We start from the raw sequence: 18683 nt of genomic DNA, 5'->3' as shown, positions 1-18683 counted from the left end.
ATTGGACGGTATGGACTTCGGTGCCCTCCGGCGCGCGGATGGGGTTTCGGCGACGAATTGTGTGAAATTCTCTCGTTTCACCTCGGGTGGGCGGCCTTCATTGATGAAATAGGTTGGCGATTTTCGGGACTCGGCCTGGGCCCGAGCGGCAGGAGGTGCTCAGGTGAATCGATCCGGACCTACCGGCGCGGTCTCGAACGGGATGCGTGCGGCGCCGCTGCTGCTGATCGCGGCGGTGGTCGCGGTGGTCACCGCCGTCGTACCCGGTGCGGTCGGCGGGCGCGCCGAGGCGGACCCGGGCTGCCCTGCGGTCGCCGGGGTCTTCCTGCCCGGAACCTGGGAGACGAATCCGTGGGCGGACGAGACCGCGCCGGTGGGCATGCTGGCGCCGCTGGCCACCGGGTTGTCGGCCGGTCTCGGCGACTCGTTCGCCTTCCGGTTCCCGGCCTACGAGGCCGCGGCGTTCGATCGAATGCCCTACGGCGACAGCAAGGCGACCGGCGTCGCGGCGGCCTCGCGCGCTGTCACCGACTTCGGGCGTGACTGCCCCGCAACGAGATTCGTCCTCGCCGGATACAGCCAGGGCGCCGACGCGATGGGTGACCTGGCCGCGGAGATCGGCTGCACCGGCGCGCCGATCGCCGCGGACCGTGTGCTCGCGGTGGGCCTGATCGCCGACCCGCGCCAGGGCACCGGAGGCGCGACCCTGATCGGCCCGCCCGTCCCCGGCCAGGGCATCGCGGGCCCGCGTCCGAGCGGCTTCTGCGCGGTGTCGGCCGTGACGGCCCAGATCTGCGCGACCAAAGACCGGTACTGCTCGACCGACGTGGCTGCCCACCCGCTGCTCGCGTCCCTCGGACGGTTGCTCGCCCAACCGAGCGACGCCGACCCGGCGACCGCGAACGACTCGTCGACCGCCGCGCTGAACACCCTGCTCGCCTCCGATTTCGGCGACGTGCGACTGGCGGAGCTGCCCGCCGCGATCGACCGCCTCGGTGGATACGGCGCGGTGGGGACGAACGCCGCCGCCCGGCTCGCGGCCGCGGCGGGCGAGCTGAGCGCGACGCTGCGCCCGCTGCGTGAGCTGGATCGCTGGATGAACGAACATCCCGCGGCGCGAGTCGATCTCGCGGCGGGCGCGGCGGGCTCGCCGGAGCGCCTCGCCGCGGCGGTGCTGGACGGCGTCGCACGATCCGATATCGGCGCCGCGTTGGACGCGCTCGACGTGATCGCGGAGCCAGGTCCCGAATCTTTCCCTGCGCCAGGCGATGTCGTCGCTGTGGTCGTCGACGCGACCGGGCCGCTGCTCGAGCTGGTGCGCACCGAATCCGAGGAGGCGTTGCGCGCGGCGTGGCGGGTGCTCGCCGAGCGGTGGCCCTCGGTGCTGATCGGGCGGATCGCGGCGGTGGCCGCCGACAGCGTCCAGTTCGCCGCGCGGCTGCCCGCGATGGGCGAAGCGCTGGTGCGCCTCGCCACCATGATCGGCGCGGGCGTGGACTTCTCGGCCGTCGTGCGCGAACTGTACGACCTTGTCGCGCGACTCAATTCGGCGTTCGCCCCGCTGGTGTGGACGGTGCGCGACGACCTGCGTGAGGTGTCGCGGCTGCTCGGCCTGATCCCGGACGACAGCGGCGCGGTCCACCTCGCCGCGCAACTGGTGCGGGCGCTCGCCGAGATCGATACCCCCGCGCTGGTCGGTCAGGTGAGTCTGCTGCAAGACGATCTGTGGGGCGTGGTCCAGGCCGTCGGCGCGGGCGCGGCGCCGCTGGACATCGCGGCACGAATGAACGCCGTGATCCCGACATTGTTCGGCTTCGTGACACTGGCCGTGGACGACCTCACCGGCCCCGCGGGCGCGGAACTGCACCGGCTCACGCGCAACGTGCTCGGCGCGGTCGGCGGGCAGGGACCCGATGCCCTGCTCCGATTGATCTCGGAAGCGTTGAGCGCCACCGCCTTCGTCGCCTCGGGCGCACACCAGAGCTACGGACGCTATGTGATCGATGCCGACGGCCGCACCGCAGTCGACTGGCTGGCGCGGTGGTTCCTCGATCGCGCCGGCGCTGGGTGAGGGACCGGCCGCGGTCCGGTACGGAAGGCGCCGTGAGATGCGGCGCGGCGGGTTCGGGCACGCGCCCATCACCTCAGGCGTCGTGTCGCCGCAGCCGCTGCCACCCCGCCCAGATCGCCGTGGCCGACCAAGCGGCGGTGACGAGCAGCCCGGTCCACGGATCGAGCGGGCCGACGGGGTCGAGCACGAGGACCTGGCGACCGGCGCGGTCCGGGAGGAAGGCGACGACGCCGCTGTCGGCACCGACATCGCCGAGGACGAACGACAGCAACAGCACGGTTGGGATGAGAACGCCGATGGCTGCGGCGCGGCTCCGCAGGAGAGTGGCGATTCCGGCCCCGAGCAGAGCCATCAGCGTGAGATACAGGGAGCACCCGACGACCGCGCGCAGGCCCGCCGGATCGTCGAAGGTGAGGCGACTCTCGTCGAGCAGTGGTTGCCCGGCGAAGACGCAGGTGAGCCCGGTCGCCAGGCCGACGAGGAAGGTCGCCCCAGCGATGACGGCCAGGTTGGCCGTATACAGCAGGCCGCGCCGAGGCACGGCGAGCAACCAAACCCGCGTCCCGTTGTTCTCGAGCTGCGCCGCGGCACAGAGCGCGCCGAAGCAGATCGCCACGACCTGCCCGAAGTTGACGCCGTAGAAGGACGTCAGCAGCGGGTCGAAGTCCGGATCGGCGGCCTTCTCGCGACCGAGGGTGGCGCTGCCGACCAGCGAGAAGCCGGCGGTGACCAGATACAGCAGCGCGAGCACGCCGCCGAGCGACGGCAGCGAACGGGTCTTGATCCATTCGGAATGGAGTACGGGCGCGAACGACACGGTCATACCTCCGTGGTGGTGGGTCGGGTGGCGTACTCGGCTTCGCCCGAGGTGAGGGCGAGGTAGGCGTTTTCGAGCGAGGCGTGTTCGTCGGCGAGTTCGAGCACCGGAATGCCTTCGCGGGCAAGCAAAGCCCCGAGTTCCTCGGCCCGGACGCCGGGCACCAGCCAGCGATCGTCGTCGTCCTCGACAGGATCGAGGCCGGAGCGCGTGAGCACCTCGCGCACGCGTGTCCCGGTGGCGGTGCGCACCCGGACGCGGCGCTGCGCGTGGGTGGCGATGAAATCGTCCAGCGTCGTGTCGGCCAGCACCCTGCCGCGGCCGAGGACGAGCAGGTGGTCGGCGAACGACGCCGTCTCGCCCATCAGATGGCTGGAGACCAGCACCGTGCGGCCCTCGCCCGCGAGTCTGCGCAGCGTTTCCCTGATCCAGATGATCCCTTCGGGATCGAGGCCGTTCGATGGCTCGTCCAGCATCAACACCGGTGGATCGCCGAGCAGGGCGGCCGCGATGCCGAGCCGCTGGCGCATCCCGAGCGAGAAGGTCCTGATCCGCCTGCGCGCGGCCTCGGCGAGGCCGACTTCCTCGAGCACGCGCTCGGCGCGGCGCGGTGCGAGGCGGTTGCTCACCGCCAGCGCGAGCAGATGGTCGCGCGCGGTCCGGGCGGGGTGGGCGGCGAAAGGATCGAGGAGCGCGCCCACCAGCGCGAGCGGTTGCCCGGAGTCGACGAACGACTGCCCGCCGAGCGAGGCGGTGCCGGAGGTCGGCCGATCGAGCCCGAGGATCAGGCGCATCGTCGTCGACTTGCCCGCCCCGTTGGGGCCGAGGAAGCCGGTGACGACGCCGGGCCGCACGGTGAACGTGACATCGTCGACCGCCCTGATCCGCCCGTAGTTCTTGCTCAGCTCATGCACGTCGATGCTGGTCACGGCCTCCAGCCTGGTCGCGGAGCGGACGCGAATCTCCCCCTGCGCGTGGGTTCGATATCCCCCGCTCGGGGGAGCGGATCGGGTGCGGGCGGCTGGCACGATGAGGTCATGCTCCGTGCCTTCGCCGCGATGCCGGCCCGCCCGGTGACCTACTCCCGCGGGCTGCACCTGTGCCTGCCCCTGGCATTTGTCGCGGTGTGGTTGTTCATCGACGCCGAACGGCCCTATGTGATCGCCCTGTTCGCCGTTCCGGTCGGATTGATACCGGCGATGCGGCTGGCCGAAGGCATGCAGGCCCGACTGTTCCTGCTGCCCCACGATCGGGACCGGGCGACCATCGCCGCGGCCCCGTCTGCGTCGTGGTCGGACCGCTGGCGCACGGTGCTGTGGCTGGAGGCGCGGCTGGCGCTGAGCACGGTGATGCTCGCTGTGAGCGTGCCGATGATCCTGCTGTGCGCGGACCTCGTTGCCGCAGCGGGCGGCGGTACCCTCGACGCGCTCGTACGGATCGAGCAACCACACTGGTGGTATGTGGTTCTCGTGCCGCTGCCGGTGATCGTCGTTCTCGCTACCCTCGTCGGTCTCGGCGAACTGGTCACGGCGCTGGCAGGTTTGCTGCTCGGTCCTTCGGCGGCGGAGCGGACGAAGGCGTTGGAGCAGCGCACCGAACAGCTGCTCGAACACAATCGTCTCGCCCGCGAACTGCACGACTCGATCGGTCACGCGCTCACCGCCGCCGTGCTCCAGGCCGCGGCGGCGCGCACCGCGGGCGATCCGCAATTCACCGCGCGAGCGCTGACCGCCATCGAGGAAACCGGCCGAGCAGCGCTCGACGATCTCGATCGCGTCCTGCGGGTGCTGCGCGACTCCGAGGCGCCCGGCGGTCCGCGTCCAACCCTGGCCGACGCGCCGCGCCTGTTCGAGTCCGCGAGATCGGCGGGAGCGCGAATCGAGGACCGCACCACCGGCCCGGTGGACCGTGTCCCCGGACCGATCTCGCGCGAGGGCTACCGGATTCTCCAGGAGGCGTTGACCAACGTCTTGCGCCACGCCGGGCCGTCGCCCACCCTGGTCCGGGTCGCCGTCGGCGCCGAGCGGCTCGAGCTCGACGTCACCAACGCGCTGCCCGAACTCCCGTCGCCGAGCGGCGGCGGAGGCGGATTACGTGGCATTCGCGAACGCGCGGAACTTCTCGGCGGCTACGCGTTCACCGGCCCCGCCGACGGTGTCTGGCAGGTTCGCGTCGAGCTGCCGCTGGGCGAGCCGAGGTGAGCCGCGTGCCGATCACAGTGCTACTCGTCGACGACGAGCCACTGGCCCGTGCGGGTCTGCGGGTCATTCTCGACGCCCAGCCCGATATCGAGGTCGTGGGGGAGGCGGGCGACGGGGCGGCCGTCGTCCCGCTCCTCGGGAAGCTGCGGCCGGACGTGATCGCCATGGACGTCCGCATGCCGTTGCTGGACGGCATCGAGGCCACCCGCGCGGTGCTGCGCGCTGTGCCCGCACCGCCGAAAATCCTGATCGTCACGACTTTCGAGAACGACGACTACGTCTATCGTGCCCTTCGAGCGGGCGCGGACGGCTTCCTGCTCAAGCGATCTCGTCCCGCCGAGATCGCCAATGCCGTGCGCACGGTCGCCGGAGGTGACTCGCTGCTGTACCCCGCGGCCCTGCGCGCGCTCGCGGTCGGACGCGACAATGCCCGCGCGCGCGAACTTCTCGACCGCGCCGGACTCACCGAGCGGGAGGCGGCGGTGTTGCGTTCGATGACCAAGGGTCTGTCGAACGCGGAGATCGCCGCGGAGATGTTCATCGGCGCCGAGACCGTGAAGTCTCATGTGAGCGCGGTATTGGGGAAGCTCGGGGTGCGTGACCGCACCCAAGCGGTGATCGTCGCTTACGAATCAGGTTTCGTCACACCCTGATCCGGCGCTGTCGTCGGCCGCTGTCCTTTCAGGCGGCGGAAGCCCCCGGCTGCCAATCGAAATCGACTTCGGTCGGATAGCCGTGTTTGGCCTGATCGAAGCTCGATCTGAGCACCCTGGTGTCTCTGGTCAGCGCGTCCACGATCTGCCAGCCGACCGCGTGGCGATCCTTGTGCAGTTCGGAGCGGATGGTCGCGGACAGCCGCACTTGCGCCGCGTGGCCGGTGCACGACAGGGTGCAGTCGAGCATCGAGCCGTCGGTGGCGGCGTCGACGAGTCCGCGCGCGACCTCCTCGACGATCAGTCCGAGCTCGGCCGCGTCCTCGGCGTCGGCGTCGGCGACCAGTGCGGTCGATTCCACGGTCGTGCGCAGCATCGTCACTCCGATGCGCCCCGCTGGTACTCGCACACTGACCGTCTCTGTGGTCGGTCGAAGCGCCTGCGTCGATGTCATCGTGCTCACCGCCTCGGGAAACTGGGATGTACTTGTCATCGATGACGGAGTACCCACGCGAAGGCTCCTGCCACACTCCGCTTGCCCAGGCTGCCCCTGCATCGTCTGTGCGACCCGCCCGGTCGGCCCGTTTAGTGCCCGCGCGGCGGGGCAGACGGTGAGTGTCGACCGTCCCGATCGAAGGAGTCGCGATGACCGATCTCGCAGCGGATGCCGTACGTGGTGTTTTCTCCCGGGTGGCGAGATTGCGCCACGCTCGGGTCTTGTATCCGAACGGGTTGCGACTGTCCGGGCGGTTGCACGCCGAACCCGAGTACGAGTGGTTGTTCGGGACGGGGGAGCGCGCCGTGCTGGCGCGATTGTCCAAGGGCATCGGCACCCCGGCCGGGCTGCCGGACGTGCTCGGACTCGCGCTGCGGGTGCTCGACCGCGACGAGCATCCGTGGGACTTCGTGCTGGCGACCACCGGCCGCAGCGCGCTCGGCCGCTTCGTGATCACCCCCGCGCGCAGCTGGCGCACGGCCAGGTACGGCTGCCTGATGCCCTATCGCCTCGGCGACTCCGCGCCGACCTGGATCTTCGCCGAGCCCGACGACCGCCAGCCCGAGACGCCGTCCCTCGACCAGCTGGCCGACCACCTGCGTGACGAGCCCGCCACGTTCGTGCTCTGGGCGAGCGCGATCGGCAGCCCGGAGCGCAAGCTCGCCGAGGTGGTGCTGCACCCGGCCGACCCCGGCGACTACCGGACGGACTTCTTCGACCCGATGACCGACCATCCCGACGAGGTGCGCATTCTGCCCGAGGTGATCGGGAGGGTGCGTGAACTCGCCTATGTGGGCAGCCGCAGCGGCCGTGGCGAACAGCCGTGAACGCGGCGCGACCGGCCTGCGGGTCGTTGCGGGTGGCCGCGCCGCTCCGGCTGACCGCGCTGCTGTCGCTGGTCGCGATGGCGGCCGCGTGCGGCAACGATGTCGTGGAGGAGCCGGTCGTGCCGCCCGGCCCGCCGCCGATCCCCGCCGTCACCATGACGATCGAGAACCTCACCTATCCGGGCACGCCGCCGATCACGCCCGGCGCGCAGATCACGGTGGTGAATAACGATCTGGTGATGCACAGCATCACCAGCAAACGGCCCGGGCTGTTCGATTACGACATCGCTCCCGGTCAGACAGTCACCTTCCGCGCGCCGGTCGACGTCGGCTCGCACCCGTTCTTCTGCAGATACCACGGGCTGATGGACGGATGGCTCAGCGTGCGGGAGCCACTGGGCTCCGAACCCGTCCATTGACGAGAGTCGAGCGTCGATCGATATCGGCCAGCGCGCCCGCGCGGGCGAAGGCGTCGTGCCCGAGCCAGCCGTCACCCGACCCTCAGTTCCGCGCGGAAGCCTTGCGCAGCAAGAGCATTCGCTCCCGTTCGTTCTCCGTCAGCCGGGCGGCCGTCTGAAATGCCGTGCGCGCCTGCTCACGACGACCGAGCCGGGCGAGCAGTTCGCCGTGGGTAGCGTGCAGCAAGTGGTAGTCGGCGAGGCGGCCGTCGGCGATCAAGCCGTCCACGATGGACAGTGCGGCGGCTGGTCCGCGGGTCATGGACAGCGCGACGGCGCGGTTGAGTGTCACCACGGGGGAGGGGTGCAGCCTGCCGAGCGCGTCGTAGAGCAGCACGATGTGCTCCCAGTCGGTGTCGGCGACCGAAGCGGCCACCGCGTGGCATTCGGCGATCCCGGCTTGCAGCGCGTAGGGGCCGCGACCGCGCCCCAGGTCGTCGCAGCGCGCCAAAGCGGCTCGCCCGCGGACGATACCGCCGCGATCCCAGCGCCGCCGGTCCTGATCGGCCAACAGCACCGGATCGCCGTGCGCGTCCAGCCGCGCGGGGAAGCGGGCGGCGGTCAGCTCCATCAGCGCGAGCAGGCCGTGCACCTCTGGCTCGCGTGGCACGAGCCCCGCGAGAATACGGCCGAGCCGCAACGCTTCCCGGCTCAGCTCCGGACGCATCCACTCTGATCCCGTTGCGGCGGTGTGCCCTTCGTTGAACATCAGATACAGCACCGCGAGCACGGCGCCGAGCCGCTGTTCGAACTGTGTCCGCGGCGGCAACTCGAAGGGCGCCTTGGCCGCGGCGAGGGTCTTCTTGGCGCGCACGATCCGCTGCTGCACCGTGGCCACCGGAAGCAGACAGGCCCGGGCGACCTCCGCGCTCGACAGCCCGCCGATCACCCGCAACGTCAGCGCGACCTGCGCGGGCTTGGACAGCACCGGGTGACACGCGATGAACACCAGCCGCAGCAGGTCGTCGTCGATGGCGTCGGGGTCCCAAGGCAATTCGGGCTCGTGTCCCTCGGCGCCCTCGGTCGCGAGTTCGCGCGCGATCGCCGCCAGCCGCTCGTCGTACCGCTGTTGCCTGCGCCAGCCGTCGACGGCGCGACGTTTCGCGACCGTGGTGAGCCACGCCGCCGGATTCTTCGGCACCCCGCTGTGCGGCCACCGGGCGAGCGCGTCGGCGAGCGCTTCCTGGGCGAGGTCCTCGGCGGCGCCGAAATCCCCGACCGCGCGCGTCAGCGTCGCGATGATCCGCCCGGCCTCGATCCGCCAGACCGCCGCGACCGAGCGCCGCACCGACTCCACATCGGAATTCGCGCGGCGCTCCGGCCCGGTCTCGGTCATTCGTCAGCCCTTGCGCTGCTCGAGCTCTTCGCGCCACACGGCCTCTTTGCGAATCCACTCGTTGTCCGCGGGGAAGTCCTCCATTTCGTGGACGCGGCGGACTTCCATCTTCGAGCCGGGGCCGAGCGGCGCTCGCTTGGCCCATTCGATCGCTTCCTCCTTGGAGGACACGTCGAGGATCCAGAATCCGCCGAACAGTTCCTTCGTCTCGCCGTACGGTCCATCGGTGACCATCGGCGGATCCTCGTCGTAGTCGACGACGAAGCCCTGTTCGGGTTCGGCGAGTCCCTCGCCGCCCACCACGACGCCCGCCTTCATCAGGGCCTCGTTGTACTTGCCCATGGACTCGATGATCTCCTCGAACGGCACTTTCTCGGCCGCCTCCAGCGCCTCGTCCGTCGAGCGCATGATCAGCATGTACTTCACGAATCACTCCTTCCGTCGGGGCCGTACTTCGACCCTCCCATCGATGACGTCGAACGAGAAGATGCCGGATCGACACCCTCCGCGAATTCTTTTCCGCGGATTCTCGGCGGGCCCGGCGCATCGTCTTTCCCGCGTGCGGCGCCCGCCTCGGTCGAACGTGCCGGGCAGCCATGTTGCGGGCGCTGTACTTTCGACGGAATGAGTGCGTTGTTGGGCCGGACTTTTCGCCGGGTGCAGCAGGTGGATCACGCGGTGACCGGTGCGGTGGCACGGATTCCGATGTCGGCGGTGGACCGGGGCATGGTGCGGTTGACCCGGGCGGCGGATCGCGGTCTGCTGTGGACGGTCGTCGCGGCGGCGCTCGCCACCCGCCAGGGCGCGACGCGCCGGGCCGCGCTGCGCGGCTTGGTGTCCGTGGCCGCGACCAGCGTGACCGTCAACGTGGTGCTCAAGTCGCTGATCGCCCGCCGCAGGCCCGCCGCCCAGTTGCTGCCGCCGCACCGGCGACTTGTCCGGGTGCCGACCTCCTCGTCGTTCCCGTCCGGGCACAGCGCGAGCGCCGTCGCGTTCGCCACGGCCGTCGCGCTGGAGAGCCCGCGCACCGCGGTGGTGGTGGCGCCGCTGGCCGCCACGGTCGCCTACTCCCGTATCCACACCGGTGTGCACTGGGGCTCGGATGTGGTCGTCGGCGCGGCCGTCGGCGCCGGGGTGGCGATGGCTTCGCGCCGCTGGTGGCCGGTGCGCGAGTCCGACGAGGCGGCGGCCACCGCGGTGCGCGAGGTGCCGATGCTAGTCGAGGGCAAAGGGCTTGTCGTGCTGGTGAATCCGGTCTCGGGCGATCCCTACTACGATCCGACCGACGACATCGCCGCGGCGCTGCCCGCGGCGACGGTGCTGCGCACCGAGCCGGGCCGCGACTGCGTCGAGCAGTTCGAGGAGATCCTGGCCGCGCGCACCGAGCGGGCGTCGGCGGTGGGCGCCGCGGGCGGTGACGGAACGATCGCCGCGGCGGCGGCCGTCGCGCTGCGGTACGACCTGCCGCTGGTCGTCGTCCCCACCGGCACCCTGAACCATTTCGCCCGTGACCTCGGGGTCTACGACCTGCGCGAGGTGGTCGACGCGACCGGCGCGGGCGAAGCGGTCTCGGTCGACATCGCGAGCGTGGAACTGGAGACGGAAGACGGCGCGCGCACCCACTATCTGATCAACACCGCCAGCCTCGGCGCCTACCCGGACCTGGTGCGGCTGCGCGAGAAATGGCAACCGCGGTGGGGTAAATGGCCCGCGTTCGCCGCCGCCCTCGTGGTCGTGCTGCGCCGCGCGCAGCCGGTCCGGATCCGGCTGAACGAGACCTGGCACGACGTGTGGTTCCTGTTCATCGGCAACGGCGCCTACCATCCGCGCGGTGCGGTGCCCGCGTTCCGCGCTCGACTCGACGACGGCCTGCTCGACGTGCGCTGGCTGCGCGCCGATCTGCGGTTCTCTCGTACCAGGGCGGTGCTCGCCCTGCTGCTGGCCGCGATCGGGCGCAGCAAGGTCTACAACGAACTACAGGTGCCCGAGCTGATCGTGCAGGTGCGCGATCCGGAAGCGGTGGCGGCCGACGGCGAAGTGCTCGGCGAGGCGCGCAGGCTGCGCTTCTCGGTGGCGGGCCAGGTCGCCGCCTACCGCCGCGACGAGGACAACCCCCGGTGGGCGGAGCGCCCGCGGCCACATCACCGCAGACCGTTCCGCTGGGGAGCGTGATTCGCACCGGCGACAATCGCCGCGGGGTCGGCACTGTGCGCTCCAGACTGCCGAGCCGGTCGCCGTTTCCGTTGCCCGTCAGGCGTTCACGGCTTCGGCCAGACGCGGTAGCTGCCGCAGCGGGTTGTGCCGTTCCACTTCCATGCGCTGATCGGCATCGAAGATCTCGCTGAGCCCGGGGGCGGGGTCGTGGTCGCCGGTCTGCGGGAGGGTGGCCGCGCTGAACGGCCAGTCCGAGCCGAAGACGATGTGGTCGCGGCTCGTCACGGCGAGCACGCTGGCCATCGCGGCGGGGAAGCCGCTCAGCGCGGTGTCGAAGTAGAAACGCGAGATCTGGTGCTGGATATCGAGAATGGAGGGCTTGGGCAGGTCCTGCGGCCACAGCTCGCCGAGCACCGTCTGCGAGGCGACGCTGATGCGGTGCGACAGGAACGGCACGGTGCCGCCCGCGTGGGAGAGCTGGAACCGGATGTCCGGGTAGCGCTGGGTCGTGCCGGTGACCATCATCATGGTCGCCGCGCGGGTGGTGTCGAAGGTGAACTCCTCCATGAAATCCGGAAGGGGGAGTTCGGGTTTCGCGTCGGCGGGGATGGCGGCCGGGTGCACGAAGACGAAGGCGCGGCGCTGGTTCAGCGCGATCATCAACGGTTCGAACCGGGGATCGCCGAGATAGACACCGTCGTAGGCCGAGAGCAGCACCACGCCGTCGAGGCGCAGGGTGTCGAGGGCGTGGATCGCCTCGTCGATCGAGGCCGCGATGTCCGGCATCGGCAGCACGGCGAAGGCGCCGAAGCGGGAGGGGTGGGTCCTGATCAGCTGGGCTGCGTAGTCGTTGCAGTAGCGGGCCAGGTCGTTGGCCTCCGCGCCGCGCAGGAACGAGACGCCGGGATCGGAGACCGACAGCGCCTGCGCCTGGATCCCGTAGTAGTCCATGAAAGCGATGGCCTCGTCGGGCGACCACGTGGGCGTCGGGTAGCCGCCGATGGTGAAGTGGCCGTGGGCGAGCAGCGCCGCCCGATAGTCCGGCGGCAGGACATGCGCGTGCAGATCGATGCGATAGGTACCGCTCGGCGCGGGCTGCCTGCGCGCGGGTACGGCTTCGGCGCGCGCGGGCGAGAAGCCCGGCGCGGCGGCGAGCGCGGCGACGCCGGCCGCTGCGCTACCGAGAGCGCGCCGACGGGAGAAGGATGGCACTACCACGGGCCTCACTTCCTCGTGAGTTCGAGCGCGATGTCGACGATCATGTCTTCCTGGCCGCCGACCAGGCCCCGCCGTCCCGCCTCGGTGAGCAGCGTGCGGACATCGACACCGTAAGTGGCCGAGGCGTTTTCGGCGTGCCGCAGGAAGCTGGAGTACACCCCGGCATAACCGAGGGCGAGCGTCTCCCTGTCGACCTGCACGGGCCGGTCCATGAGCGGGCGGACGAGGTCGTCGGCGGCGTCGGTGAGCGCGTCGAGATCCGCGCCGTGCTTCCAACCGGTGAGGTCGGCGACCGCGACGAAGGCCTCCAGCGGCGTATTGCCCGCACCCGCGCCGAGCCCGGCCAGCGAGGCGTCGACCCGGGTGACGCCCTCCTCGACGGCGATGACGCTGTTGGCGACGGCCAGCGAAAGATTCTGGTGCGCGTGAATGCCGATCTCGGTGTCCGGATCGAGCACGGCGCGGTAGGCGCGCACCCGCTGGCGCACACCGCTCATGGTGAGCCGCCCACCGGAATCGGTGACGTAGACGCAGTGCGCGCCGTAGGACTCCATCAGCCGCGCCTGCTGGGCCAGCCCGGCCGGGCTGTTCAGGTGGCTCATCATCAGGAAGCCGGAGACGTCCATGCCGAGCTCGCGGGCGTAGGCGATGTGCTGCGCGGCGATGTCGGCCTCGGTGCAATGGGTCGCCACCCGCACCGACCGCACGCCGAGCTCGTAGGCGCGGCGCAGATCCTCGATGGTGCCGATGCCGGGCAGCAACAGGGTGGTCAGCCGGGCGGTGGTGAGCGCTTCGGCCGCGGCGGCGAGCCATTCCCAGTCGGTGTTGCTGCCCGGTCCGTAAGTGAGGCTGCCGCCGGACAGGCCGTCGCCGTGCGCGACCTCGATCGCGTCGACGCCCGCCGCGTCGAGGGCGGCGGCGACGGTGGCGACCGTTCGCGGGGTGATGCGGTGGCGCAGCGCGTGCATGCCGTCCCGCAGCGTGACGTCCTGGAGGAAAACCTGGGTCATCGCACTGCCTCCCTGACTCGGGCGATCTGTTCGGCGACGCGCAGCGCCGCGGAGGTCATGATGTCGAGATTCCCGGCATAGGCGGGCAGATAGTGGGCGGCGCCCTCGACTTCGAGGAACACCGACACCTGGTGCGTCACCGGACGGTCGCCGACCAGCGTGCGCACGGGCGCGTCCGGCGGCAGCGGCGTGATCTGGATGTCCTGCTTCAGCCGGTAGCCGGGGACGTACGCCGCGACGGACGCGACCATGTCCCGGATCGATTGCCGCACCGCGTCTTCGGCGTTCCGGTCCGGATCGTCGATGAGCGCGAGCACCGTGTCGCGCATGATCAGCGGCGGTTCGGCCGGGTTGAGCACGATGATGGCCCTGCCCCGTTCGGCGCCGCCGACCGCGGCGATCGCCGCGCTGGTGGTCTCGGTGAATTCGTCGATGTTCGCGCGGGTTCCCGGCCCCGCCGACTTCGAGGCGATGGACGCGACGATCTCGGCGTAGGGGACCGGCGTGACGCGGGAGATGGCGGCGACGATCGGAATGGTGGCCTGCCCACCGCAGGTGACCATGTTGACGTTGCCCGCGTCGAGGTGGGCGTCGAGATTGACGGCGGGGACGACGAACGGCCCGATCGCGGCGGGGGTGAGGTCGATCAGCCGTTTGCCGTGCGGGGCGAGGGCTTCGGCGTTGGCGAGATGCGCGCGCGCCGAGGTGGCGTCGAAGACGATGTCGATCTCGGCGAAATCGGGCATGGCGATGAGGCCATGCACACCGTCGGCGGTGGTGGGCACCCCGAGACGCGCCGCCCGAGCCAGACCGTCGGAGGCGGGATCGATGCCGACCATCGCGGCCATCTCCAGGGTGTCCGAGAGGCGCAGCACCTTGATCATCAGATCGGTGCCGATATTGCCCGAGCCGATGACGGCTACCTTGGTGCGGGTCATGCGGTTTCCTCTCTGATGAAGTCGACGGTGCCGAGGGTTCTGGTGCCGCAGCTGATTTCGGAGTGGACGTGCGCGCCGGGACGTAAGGGCGCCATCGGTCCGAGCGCGCCGGAGAGCACGATCTCGCCCGCGCGCAGCGGATCCCCCAGGGCGCGCGCGGTCTGGGCCAGCCACGCCAACGCGTTCAGCGGGTCGCCCAGACACGCGGAACCGGTTCCGGTGGAGACGATCTCACCGTCTACACGCATGCTCATGTCGACTTCCCACGGCTCGAAATCGGCAACGGAGAGCTGTCGCTCGCCGAGCACGAACCATCCGCTGGACGCGTTGTCGGCGACGGTATCGCCGAAGGTGATGTCCCACCGCGCGATTCGGCTGTCGACGATCTCCAGCGCGGCGACGGCGTAGTCCACCGCGTCGCGCACGCTGACGGCGTCGAGGTCGTCGGCGTCGAGATCGGCGGCCAGCACGAAGGCCAGTTCCGCCTCGATCTTGGGTTGCAGCAGGCGCGGGCGGTCGGCCGCCGGAGTGCGAACGTCCATGTCGGCGAACAACACTCCGAAGTCCGGCTGATCGACGCCCAGCTGCCGCTGCACGGCGGGCGCGGTGAGACCGATCTTGCGGCCCACCACGCGCGCGCCGGATTCGACGCGCCGGCGGACGCCGAGCCGCTGGACCGCGTACGCCGCGTCGATGTCGTCGCTGCCGATGAGGTCGCGCACGGGCGCGGCGGGCGCTCCGGTGCGCGCGGCCTCGGCGAGCCGTTCGGCGGCGGCCAGGACCGCGGGGCTCTCGGTCACGGTCGAGGTCATCGGGACTCCTCGTAGTCGGGGGTGGTCACGTGCTCCACGGTGAGCTCGGGTTCGGGCGTCCGGCCTGGGCCGGTGCGCAGGTCCAGCCTGCGCACCAGTTCCGCGACCAGCGCGGTGGTGTGGCCGCGCCGGGCGGTTCCGAAGACGAAGCGGTCGGGCCGCAGTACCAGCACGTCGCCGTGGCGGACACCGGCCTTCCCGAACCAGCGCGACAGTTCGCCGGTGTGGTCTTCGATATCGGCCACCTGGTCGTTGTCGCCCCGCCCGTCACCGGGGCTGCCCTGGGGACGGCCGCCGAGGGGATAGACGGTGACGAAATGGCTGTCGAGACCGTCGAGCACGACCAGGTCGTCGGCGGTGCACGCCGCACGGGGGTCGACGCCGTGGCCGAGCACCGCGAAGCCGAGTCCGAGGACGTCGTCGAGGCGGCGGTGCCTGCCGTCGTAGGTGCGCACCTCCGGTTGCGGAGCGAGGGTGCCTTCGACCCCGCGAAGACCGCGCCGAGGCAGACCCAGATAGGCGTCGCGGCGGAACCGGGGTTCCGGCTTCATCTTCGCCCCGCGGATCCAGCCGCCGAGCCCCGGCACCCGCAACGCGGCGGTGAGCGCGATGTCACGGACGCGGGCCGCCACCGGATTGTTCACGGAGACGAGGTTCTTCATCCACACCGACATGGTGATCATCGCTGTGGCATGCGGGCGGCGCTCGGATTCGTAGCTGTCCAGGATCGCCGGGTCGGCGCCGTGGCGCAGGATCGCGGTCAGCTTCCAGGACAGGTTGTCCGCGTCGCGCACACCGGAATTCATGCCCTGACCGATGAATTGGGGCGTCATGTGCGCGGCGTCGCCGGCCAGCAGGATGCGTCCGTCGCGCCAGCGGTCCGCGACGACCGCGTTGAAGGTGTACACGAGTTTGCGCAGGACCTCGACCTCATCGGGGTTCACGAAACGCGAGATGTGCGCCCGGACGTTGCCGGGGTCCTCCATCTCCTCCTTGGTCTGGGTCTCGCGGAGCATGAACTCGAAACGGTGGTGCCCGCCGGGCTGCGGACAGGACACGATCGGCAGTTCGGGCTCGCAGACGAAGTTGAAGTACGGCAGGTGCCGGAACGCGTCCACACCGTCCTTGGCTTTCAGATCCACCACCAGCCAGCGCTCCGGGAAGCTGGTGCCGGTCATCTCGATGCCCAAGCGTGTGCGCACCACGCTGCGGCCGCCGTCGCAGCCGACGAGGTACCGCGCACGCACCTGCTCGGAAGTCGTGGGGTCGGGCTCGGTCTGCTTTTTGCCGTAGCCGGTGCCCGCGCTGGCGGCGTGCTCGACGCCGACACCCGAGGCGTCCTGGTCGAAGTCGACGACCTCGCGGCCGCGTCGCACGGTGACGTGCGGGTAGCGCGCGAGCGCGCGTTCGAGGCTGTTCTCCAGGTAAGGCTGGTAGAGGAAGTTCACCACCGGCCAGCCGAGGGGCCGCTCGACCTGGTTGAACTGCGCGAGCAGCTTCCCATCGGAGCGCACCCATTGGACCGTGGAATCGAGGTTCATGTCGGCGGCCAATTCGTCTGCCGCACCGGCGGTCTGGAAGATGCGCATGCCCTCGTCGTCGGTGTAGACCGCGCGGGCGAGGCCGTAGTACTCCGGTTCCCGCTCCAGCACCAGCACGCGCACGCCGCGGCGGCCGAGCAGGTTGGCCAGGGTCAGTCCGGTCGGCCCGAGTCCGACGACCACGACGTCGTAGTCGAATTCGTTCATCGCGGCAGTCCTTCCGAGAGTTGCGGCACGGTGATCTCCGGCGTGCGCACCGTCTCGACGGCGCAGCGGAACTGGGCGAGCTTGTCCACCACTGTCTGCCCGACCGTGCTGTGGCCCCAGAGGCTGATGCCCTGATAGGTGCTCGGTTCCCAGGTCGACTCGAGTTCGGGCGTGATGACGATCGGATTCCAGCCGACCTCGAGTTCGAAACCGGACGGTGTCACCGAGTAGTAGGACAGCTCACGGTCGTTGGTATGCTGGCCGACCGACCACGCCATGCGGAACCCGAGATCGGTGACGCGCTGGAAGGAGGCGAGCATGTCGTCCAAGGTCGCGGACTGAATGTTGATGTGCTGCACTCGCGTTCGGATCGGATCGATCTTCACGCCGCGAATGTTGGCGATCGCGATCGAATGGTGGCGCTCGTTGACCCGCAGGAAGCGGATCTTCATCGTCAGTCCGGAGATGTTCTCGTCGATGTAATCGGACAGGCGCGAATCGAAGACGGTGTGGTAGTAGCCGCGCATCGCCTCCGGCTCCCTGGAGACGATCGCGACGTGCCCCATGCCCGCCTCGCCGGTGATCCACCCGGAACTCAGCATGCGCAGCGGCTCCGGCGTGGTCACCGCGGTGGTGAAGATCTCGGTGACAATGCCTTTCGGCCCGGGGAAGCGCCAGAGCCGCTCGACGCCGCGCAGAGCCGCCTGCTCGGGCGTGCCCTCCTCGATCGGGACGCCGCGGTCGGCGATCCGGGCGACGATCCGGTCGAACGTCTCGTGATCGTCGACCTGCCAGCCCAGCGCCGTCACGTCCTCGGCAGGGCCGCGCTCGATGAGAAAGCGACAGGACCGGTCGTCGAGCCGGAAGCGCAGCGAATCGGTGTCCAGTCGGTCGACGTGCATCCCGATCGCCAAGGCGCCGAAGCGATCCCAGTCGGTGAGGCGCTGCGACTGGACCACGATGTAGCCCAGGTGCACCGCGCCGAAGACCGAACCGTCGGTGTTCGGCCGCGGGAAGCCGGTCACGGCGTCGCCTCCAGAAACGCGGTCGCCAGCCCGTTGAACAGGTCGGCGCGCTCCCACTGCACCCAGTGGCCGGTCCGCGCGGCCAGGAACAGATCGCAGTTGGGCATGCGATCGGCCAGCATGCGCCCGCCCTCGGGCCGGTTGACCTGGTCTTCGGCGCCCCAGATCACCAGCGTCGGGTTGGTCACGCCGCCGAGCCGGGCGTCCCGGGTGAAATCCATCCGCCACAGCGTCCGCAGCGCGGTGGGGCCGGACGGCCTGCGCAGCGGCGGATTCGCGACGACCTCGGGATCCAGGCTGTCCCGGTACCGCTGGTCGATCAGCTCCTCGGTGATCGCGCTGGCGTCGTAGACCAGGTGCTCGCGCACGAAGGTGGCCAGCTTCTCCCGGCTCGGGCCGTCGCCGCCGTAGTAGGCGAGCAGCGACTGCAAGCCCTTCGTCGGCAGCGCCCGCGTGGTGCCGACGCCGCCGGGGCCCATCAGGATCAGCTTGCCGACCTTCTCCGGCCGGTCCATCGCCAGCCGCAGCGCGGCGGCGCCGCCGTAGGAGTTGCCGACCAGGTGCGCGCTCGGCAGGTCGAGCGTGTCGAGCAATCCGCCGAGCGCGGACGCGAGATCGCCGAACGGATCGGACTGGTCGAGCCGCTTGCTCGACCGTCCGTACCCGGGCATGTCGGGGACGACGACCCGGAAACGACGCGCCAGCGTCTCGATGTTGCGCGAGTAGTTCGAGAGTCCGGACGCGCCGGGGCCGCCGCCGTGCAGCAGCACGACGGCGGGGCCCGCCCCGAACTCGGTGAAGAAGATGTCGCGGCCGCCGACCCGAACCGTCCGCTCGGCGCCGACCCCCTTGTCGATGCTTGTCACAGCTACCTCCAGCAGTTCATATGATGAAATCATCAGTTACGAGGAAATGTTTT

At 70.3% G+C, this 18683-nt stretch carries 18 protein-coding genes; 6 read left to right on the top strand and 12 right to left on the bottom strand.

All coding sequences use genetic code 11. The features are described 5' to 3' along the window. Positions 1 to 163: 163 nt before the first annotated feature. Complete coding sequence (locus AC3ERS_RS22135; RefSeq protein WP_431969964.1) at positions 164 to 2071, top strand: cutinase family protein; 1908 nt, start codon at positions 164 to 166, stop codon at positions 2069 to 2071. A gap of 73 nt (positions 2072 to 2144) precedes the next feature. On the opposite strand, the gene AC3ERS_RS22130 is transcribed toward AC3ERS_RS22135, so the two are convergent. Both AC3ERS_RS22130 and AC3ERS_RS22125 read right to left on the bottom strand, forming a co-directional pair. Continuing rightward, complete coding sequence (locus AC3ERS_RS22130; RefSeq protein WP_431969963.1) at positions 2145 to 2894, bottom strand: hypothetical protein; 750 nt, start codon at positions 2892 to 2894, stop codon at positions 2145 to 2147. Then, a complete protein-coding gene (locus tag AC3ERS_RS22125) occupies positions 2891 to 3817 on the bottom strand; it encodes an ABC transporter ATP-binding protein (protein WP_431969962.1) in 927 nt (308 codons plus the stop codon). Before AC3ERS_RS22125 ends, AC3ERS_RS22130 begins: the two co-directional genes overlap by 4 nt. 108 nt (positions 3818 to 3925) lie before the next feature. Here AC3ERS_RS22125 and AC3ERS_RS22120 point away from each other — a divergent pair, with 108 nt between their 5' ends. Continuing rightward, a complete protein-coding gene (locus AC3ERS_RS22120) occupies positions 3926 to 5089 on the top strand; it encodes a sensor histidine kinase (RefSeq protein WP_431969961.1) in 1164 nt (387 codons plus the stop codon). A 5-nt stretch (positions 5090 to 5094) separates the two neighbouring features. Further along, a complete protein-coding gene (locus AC3ERS_RS22115) occupies positions 5095 to 5742 on the top strand; it encodes a response regulator transcription factor (RefSeq protein WP_431969960.1) in 648 nt (215 codons plus the stop codon). Between the two features lie 28 nt (positions 5743 to 5770). On the opposite strand, the gene AC3ERS_RS22110 is transcribed toward AC3ERS_RS22115, so the two are convergent. Next, positions 5771 to 6118 (bottom strand): hypothetical protein, encoded by a 348-nt coding sequence (locus tag AC3ERS_RS22110; RefSeq protein ID WP_431969959.1) that lies wholly within the window; start codon positions 6116 to 6118, stop codon positions 5771 to 5773. A gap of 269 nt (positions 6119 to 6387) precedes the next feature. On the opposite strand from AC3ERS_RS22110, the gene AC3ERS_RS22105 reads away from it, so the two are divergent. After that, a complete protein-coding gene (locus tag AC3ERS_RS22105; protein WP_431969958.1) occupies positions 6388 to 7065 on the top strand; it encodes a phosphodiesterase in 678 nt (225 codons plus the stop codon). Positions 7066 to 7091: 26 nt separating this feature from the next. Continuing rightward, on the top strand, positions 7092 to 7484 hold the full coding sequence (locus AC3ERS_RS22100) for a cupredoxin domain-containing protein (RefSeq protein WP_431969957.1): 393 nt from the start codon (positions 7092 to 7094) through the stop codon (positions 7482 to 7484). A gap of 82 nt (positions 7485 to 7566) precedes the next feature. On the opposite strand, the gene AC3ERS_RS22095 is transcribed toward AC3ERS_RS22100, so the two are convergent. Together AC3ERS_RS22095 and AC3ERS_RS22090 are read right to left on the bottom strand one after the other, a co-directional pair. Further along, entirely contained in the window at positions 7567 to 8859 is a 1293-nt protein-coding gene (locus tag AC3ERS_RS22095; RefSeq protein ID WP_431969956.1) for an RNA polymerase sigma factor, read from the bottom strand. Between the two features lie 3 nt (positions 8860 to 8862). After that, positions 8863 to 9285 carry a YciI family protein gene (locus AC3ERS_RS22090; RefSeq protein WP_431969955.1) on the bottom strand — a complete coding sequence of 141 codons (423 nt, stop codon included), beginning with the start codon at positions 9283 to 9285 and terminating at the stop codon, positions 8863 to 8865. 198 nt (positions 9286 to 9483) lie between these two features. On the opposite strand from AC3ERS_RS22090, the gene AC3ERS_RS22085 reads away from it, so the two are divergent. After that, the gene (locus tag AC3ERS_RS22085; protein WP_431969954.1) at positions 9484 to 11031 is read left to right on the top strand and encodes a bifunctional phosphatase PAP2/diacylglycerol kinase family protein; all 1548 of its coding nucleotides are present in this window, start codon (positions 9484 to 9486) and stop codon (positions 11029 to 11031) included. Positions 11032 to 11109: 78 nt separating this feature from the next. Here the strand turns inward: AC3ERS_RS22085 and AC3ERS_RS22080 are convergent, their stop codons facing one another. From AC3ERS_RS22080 to AC3ERS_RS22050, 7 genes are read right to left on the bottom strand one after another with little or no spacing between them, the layout of a single operon-like run. Continuing rightward, entirely contained in the window at positions 11110 to 12231 is a 1122-nt protein-coding gene (locus tag AC3ERS_RS22080) for an amidohydrolase family protein (RefSeq protein ID WP_431969953.1), read from the bottom strand. 5 nt (positions 12232 to 12236) lie between these two features. Further along, complete coding sequence (gene dmpG / locus AC3ERS_RS22075; RefSeq protein WP_431969952.1) at positions 12237 to 13241, bottom strand: 4-hydroxy-2-oxovalerate aldolase; 1005 nt, start codon at positions 13239 to 13241, stop codon at positions 12237 to 12239. Then, positions 13238 to 14179: an acetaldehyde dehydrogenase (acetylating) gene (locus AC3ERS_RS22070; protein WP_431969951.1), complete on the bottom strand. Its 942-nt coding sequence runs from the start codon at positions 14177 to 14179 to the stop codon at positions 13238 to 13240. Before AC3ERS_RS22070 ends, dmpG begins: the two co-directional genes overlap by 4 nt. Further along, the gene (locus AC3ERS_RS22065) at positions 14176 to 14991 is read right to left on the bottom strand and encodes a 2-keto-4-pentenoate hydratase (protein ID WP_431969950.1); all 816 of its coding nucleotides are present in this window, start codon (positions 14989 to 14991) and stop codon (positions 14176 to 14178) included. Before AC3ERS_RS22065 ends, AC3ERS_RS22070 begins: the two co-directional genes overlap by 4 nt. Further along, the gene (gene mhpA, locus AC3ERS_RS22060; RefSeq protein ID WP_431969949.1) at positions 14988 to 16739 is read right to left on the bottom strand and encodes a bifunctional 3-(3-hydroxy-phenyl)propionate/3-hydroxycinnamic acid hydroxylase MhpA; all 1752 of its coding nucleotides are present in this window, start codon (positions 16737 to 16739) and stop codon (positions 14988 to 14990) included. The genes AC3ERS_RS22065 and mhpA overlap by 4 nt, the downstream gene beginning before the upstream one ends. Beyond that, complete coding sequence (locus tag AC3ERS_RS22055) at positions 16736 to 17764, bottom strand: VOC family protein (protein WP_431969948.1); 1029 nt, start codon at positions 17762 to 17764, stop codon at positions 16736 to 16738. The genes mhpA and AC3ERS_RS22055 overlap by 4 nt, the downstream gene beginning before the upstream one ends. After that, positions 17761 to 18630, bottom strand: coding sequence for an alpha/beta fold hydrolase (locus AC3ERS_RS22050; protein ID WP_431969947.1), 870 nt, complete (start codon positions 18628 to 18630; stop codon positions 17761 to 17763). Before AC3ERS_RS22050 ends, AC3ERS_RS22055 begins: the two co-directional genes overlap by 4 nt. Between the last annotated feature and the right edge of the window lie 53 nt (positions 18631 to 18683).

Source organism: Nocardia sp. bgisy134 (assembly GCF_057708325.1).
This window is presented reverse-complemented; position numbering and strand designations above follow the sequence as displayed.

Excerpts from the sequence above, each read along its gene's own strand:
- AC3ERS_RS22130 (WP_431969963.1), bottom strand. The coding sequence starts at position 2,894 with ATGACCGTGTCGTTCGCGCCCGTACTCCATTCCGAATGGATCAAGACC.
- AC3ERS_RS22120 (WP_431969961.1), top strand. The coding sequence starts at position 3,926 with ATGCTCCGTGCCTTCGCCGCGATGCCGGCCCGCCCGGTGACCTACTCC.
- AC3ERS_RS22110 (WP_431969959.1), bottom strand. The coding sequence starts at position 6,118 with ATGCTGCGCACGACCGTGGAATCGACCGCACTGGTCGCCGACGCCGAC.
- AC3ERS_RS22105 (WP_431969958.1), top strand. The coding sequence starts at position 6,388 with ATGACCGATCTCGCAGCGGATGCCGTACGTGGTGTTTTCTCCCGGGTG.
- AC3ERS_RS22095 (WP_431969956.1), bottom strand. The coding sequence starts at position 8,859 with ATGACCGAGACCGGGCCGGAGCGCCGCGCGAATTCCGATGTGGAGTCG.
- AC3ERS_RS22085 (WP_431969954.1), top strand. The coding sequence starts at position 9,484 with ATGAGTGCGTTGTTGGGCCGGACTTTTCGCCGGGTGCAGCAGGTGGAT.
- dmpG (WP_431969952.1), bottom strand. The coding sequence starts at position 13,241 with ATGACCCAGGTTTTCCTCCAGGACGTCACGCTGCGGGACGGCATGCAC.
- AC3ERS_RS22070 (WP_431969951.1), bottom strand. The coding sequence starts at position 14,179 with ATGACCCGCACCAAGGTAGCCGTCATCGGCTCGGGCAATATCGGCACC.
- AC3ERS_RS22065 (WP_431969950.1), bottom strand. The coding sequence starts at position 14,991 with ATGACCTCGACCGTGACCGAGAGCCCCGCGGTCCTGGCCGCCGCCGAA.
- mhpA (WP_431969949.1), bottom strand. The coding sequence starts at position 16,739 with ATGAACGAATTCGACTACGACGTCGTGGTCGTCGGACTCGGGCCGACC.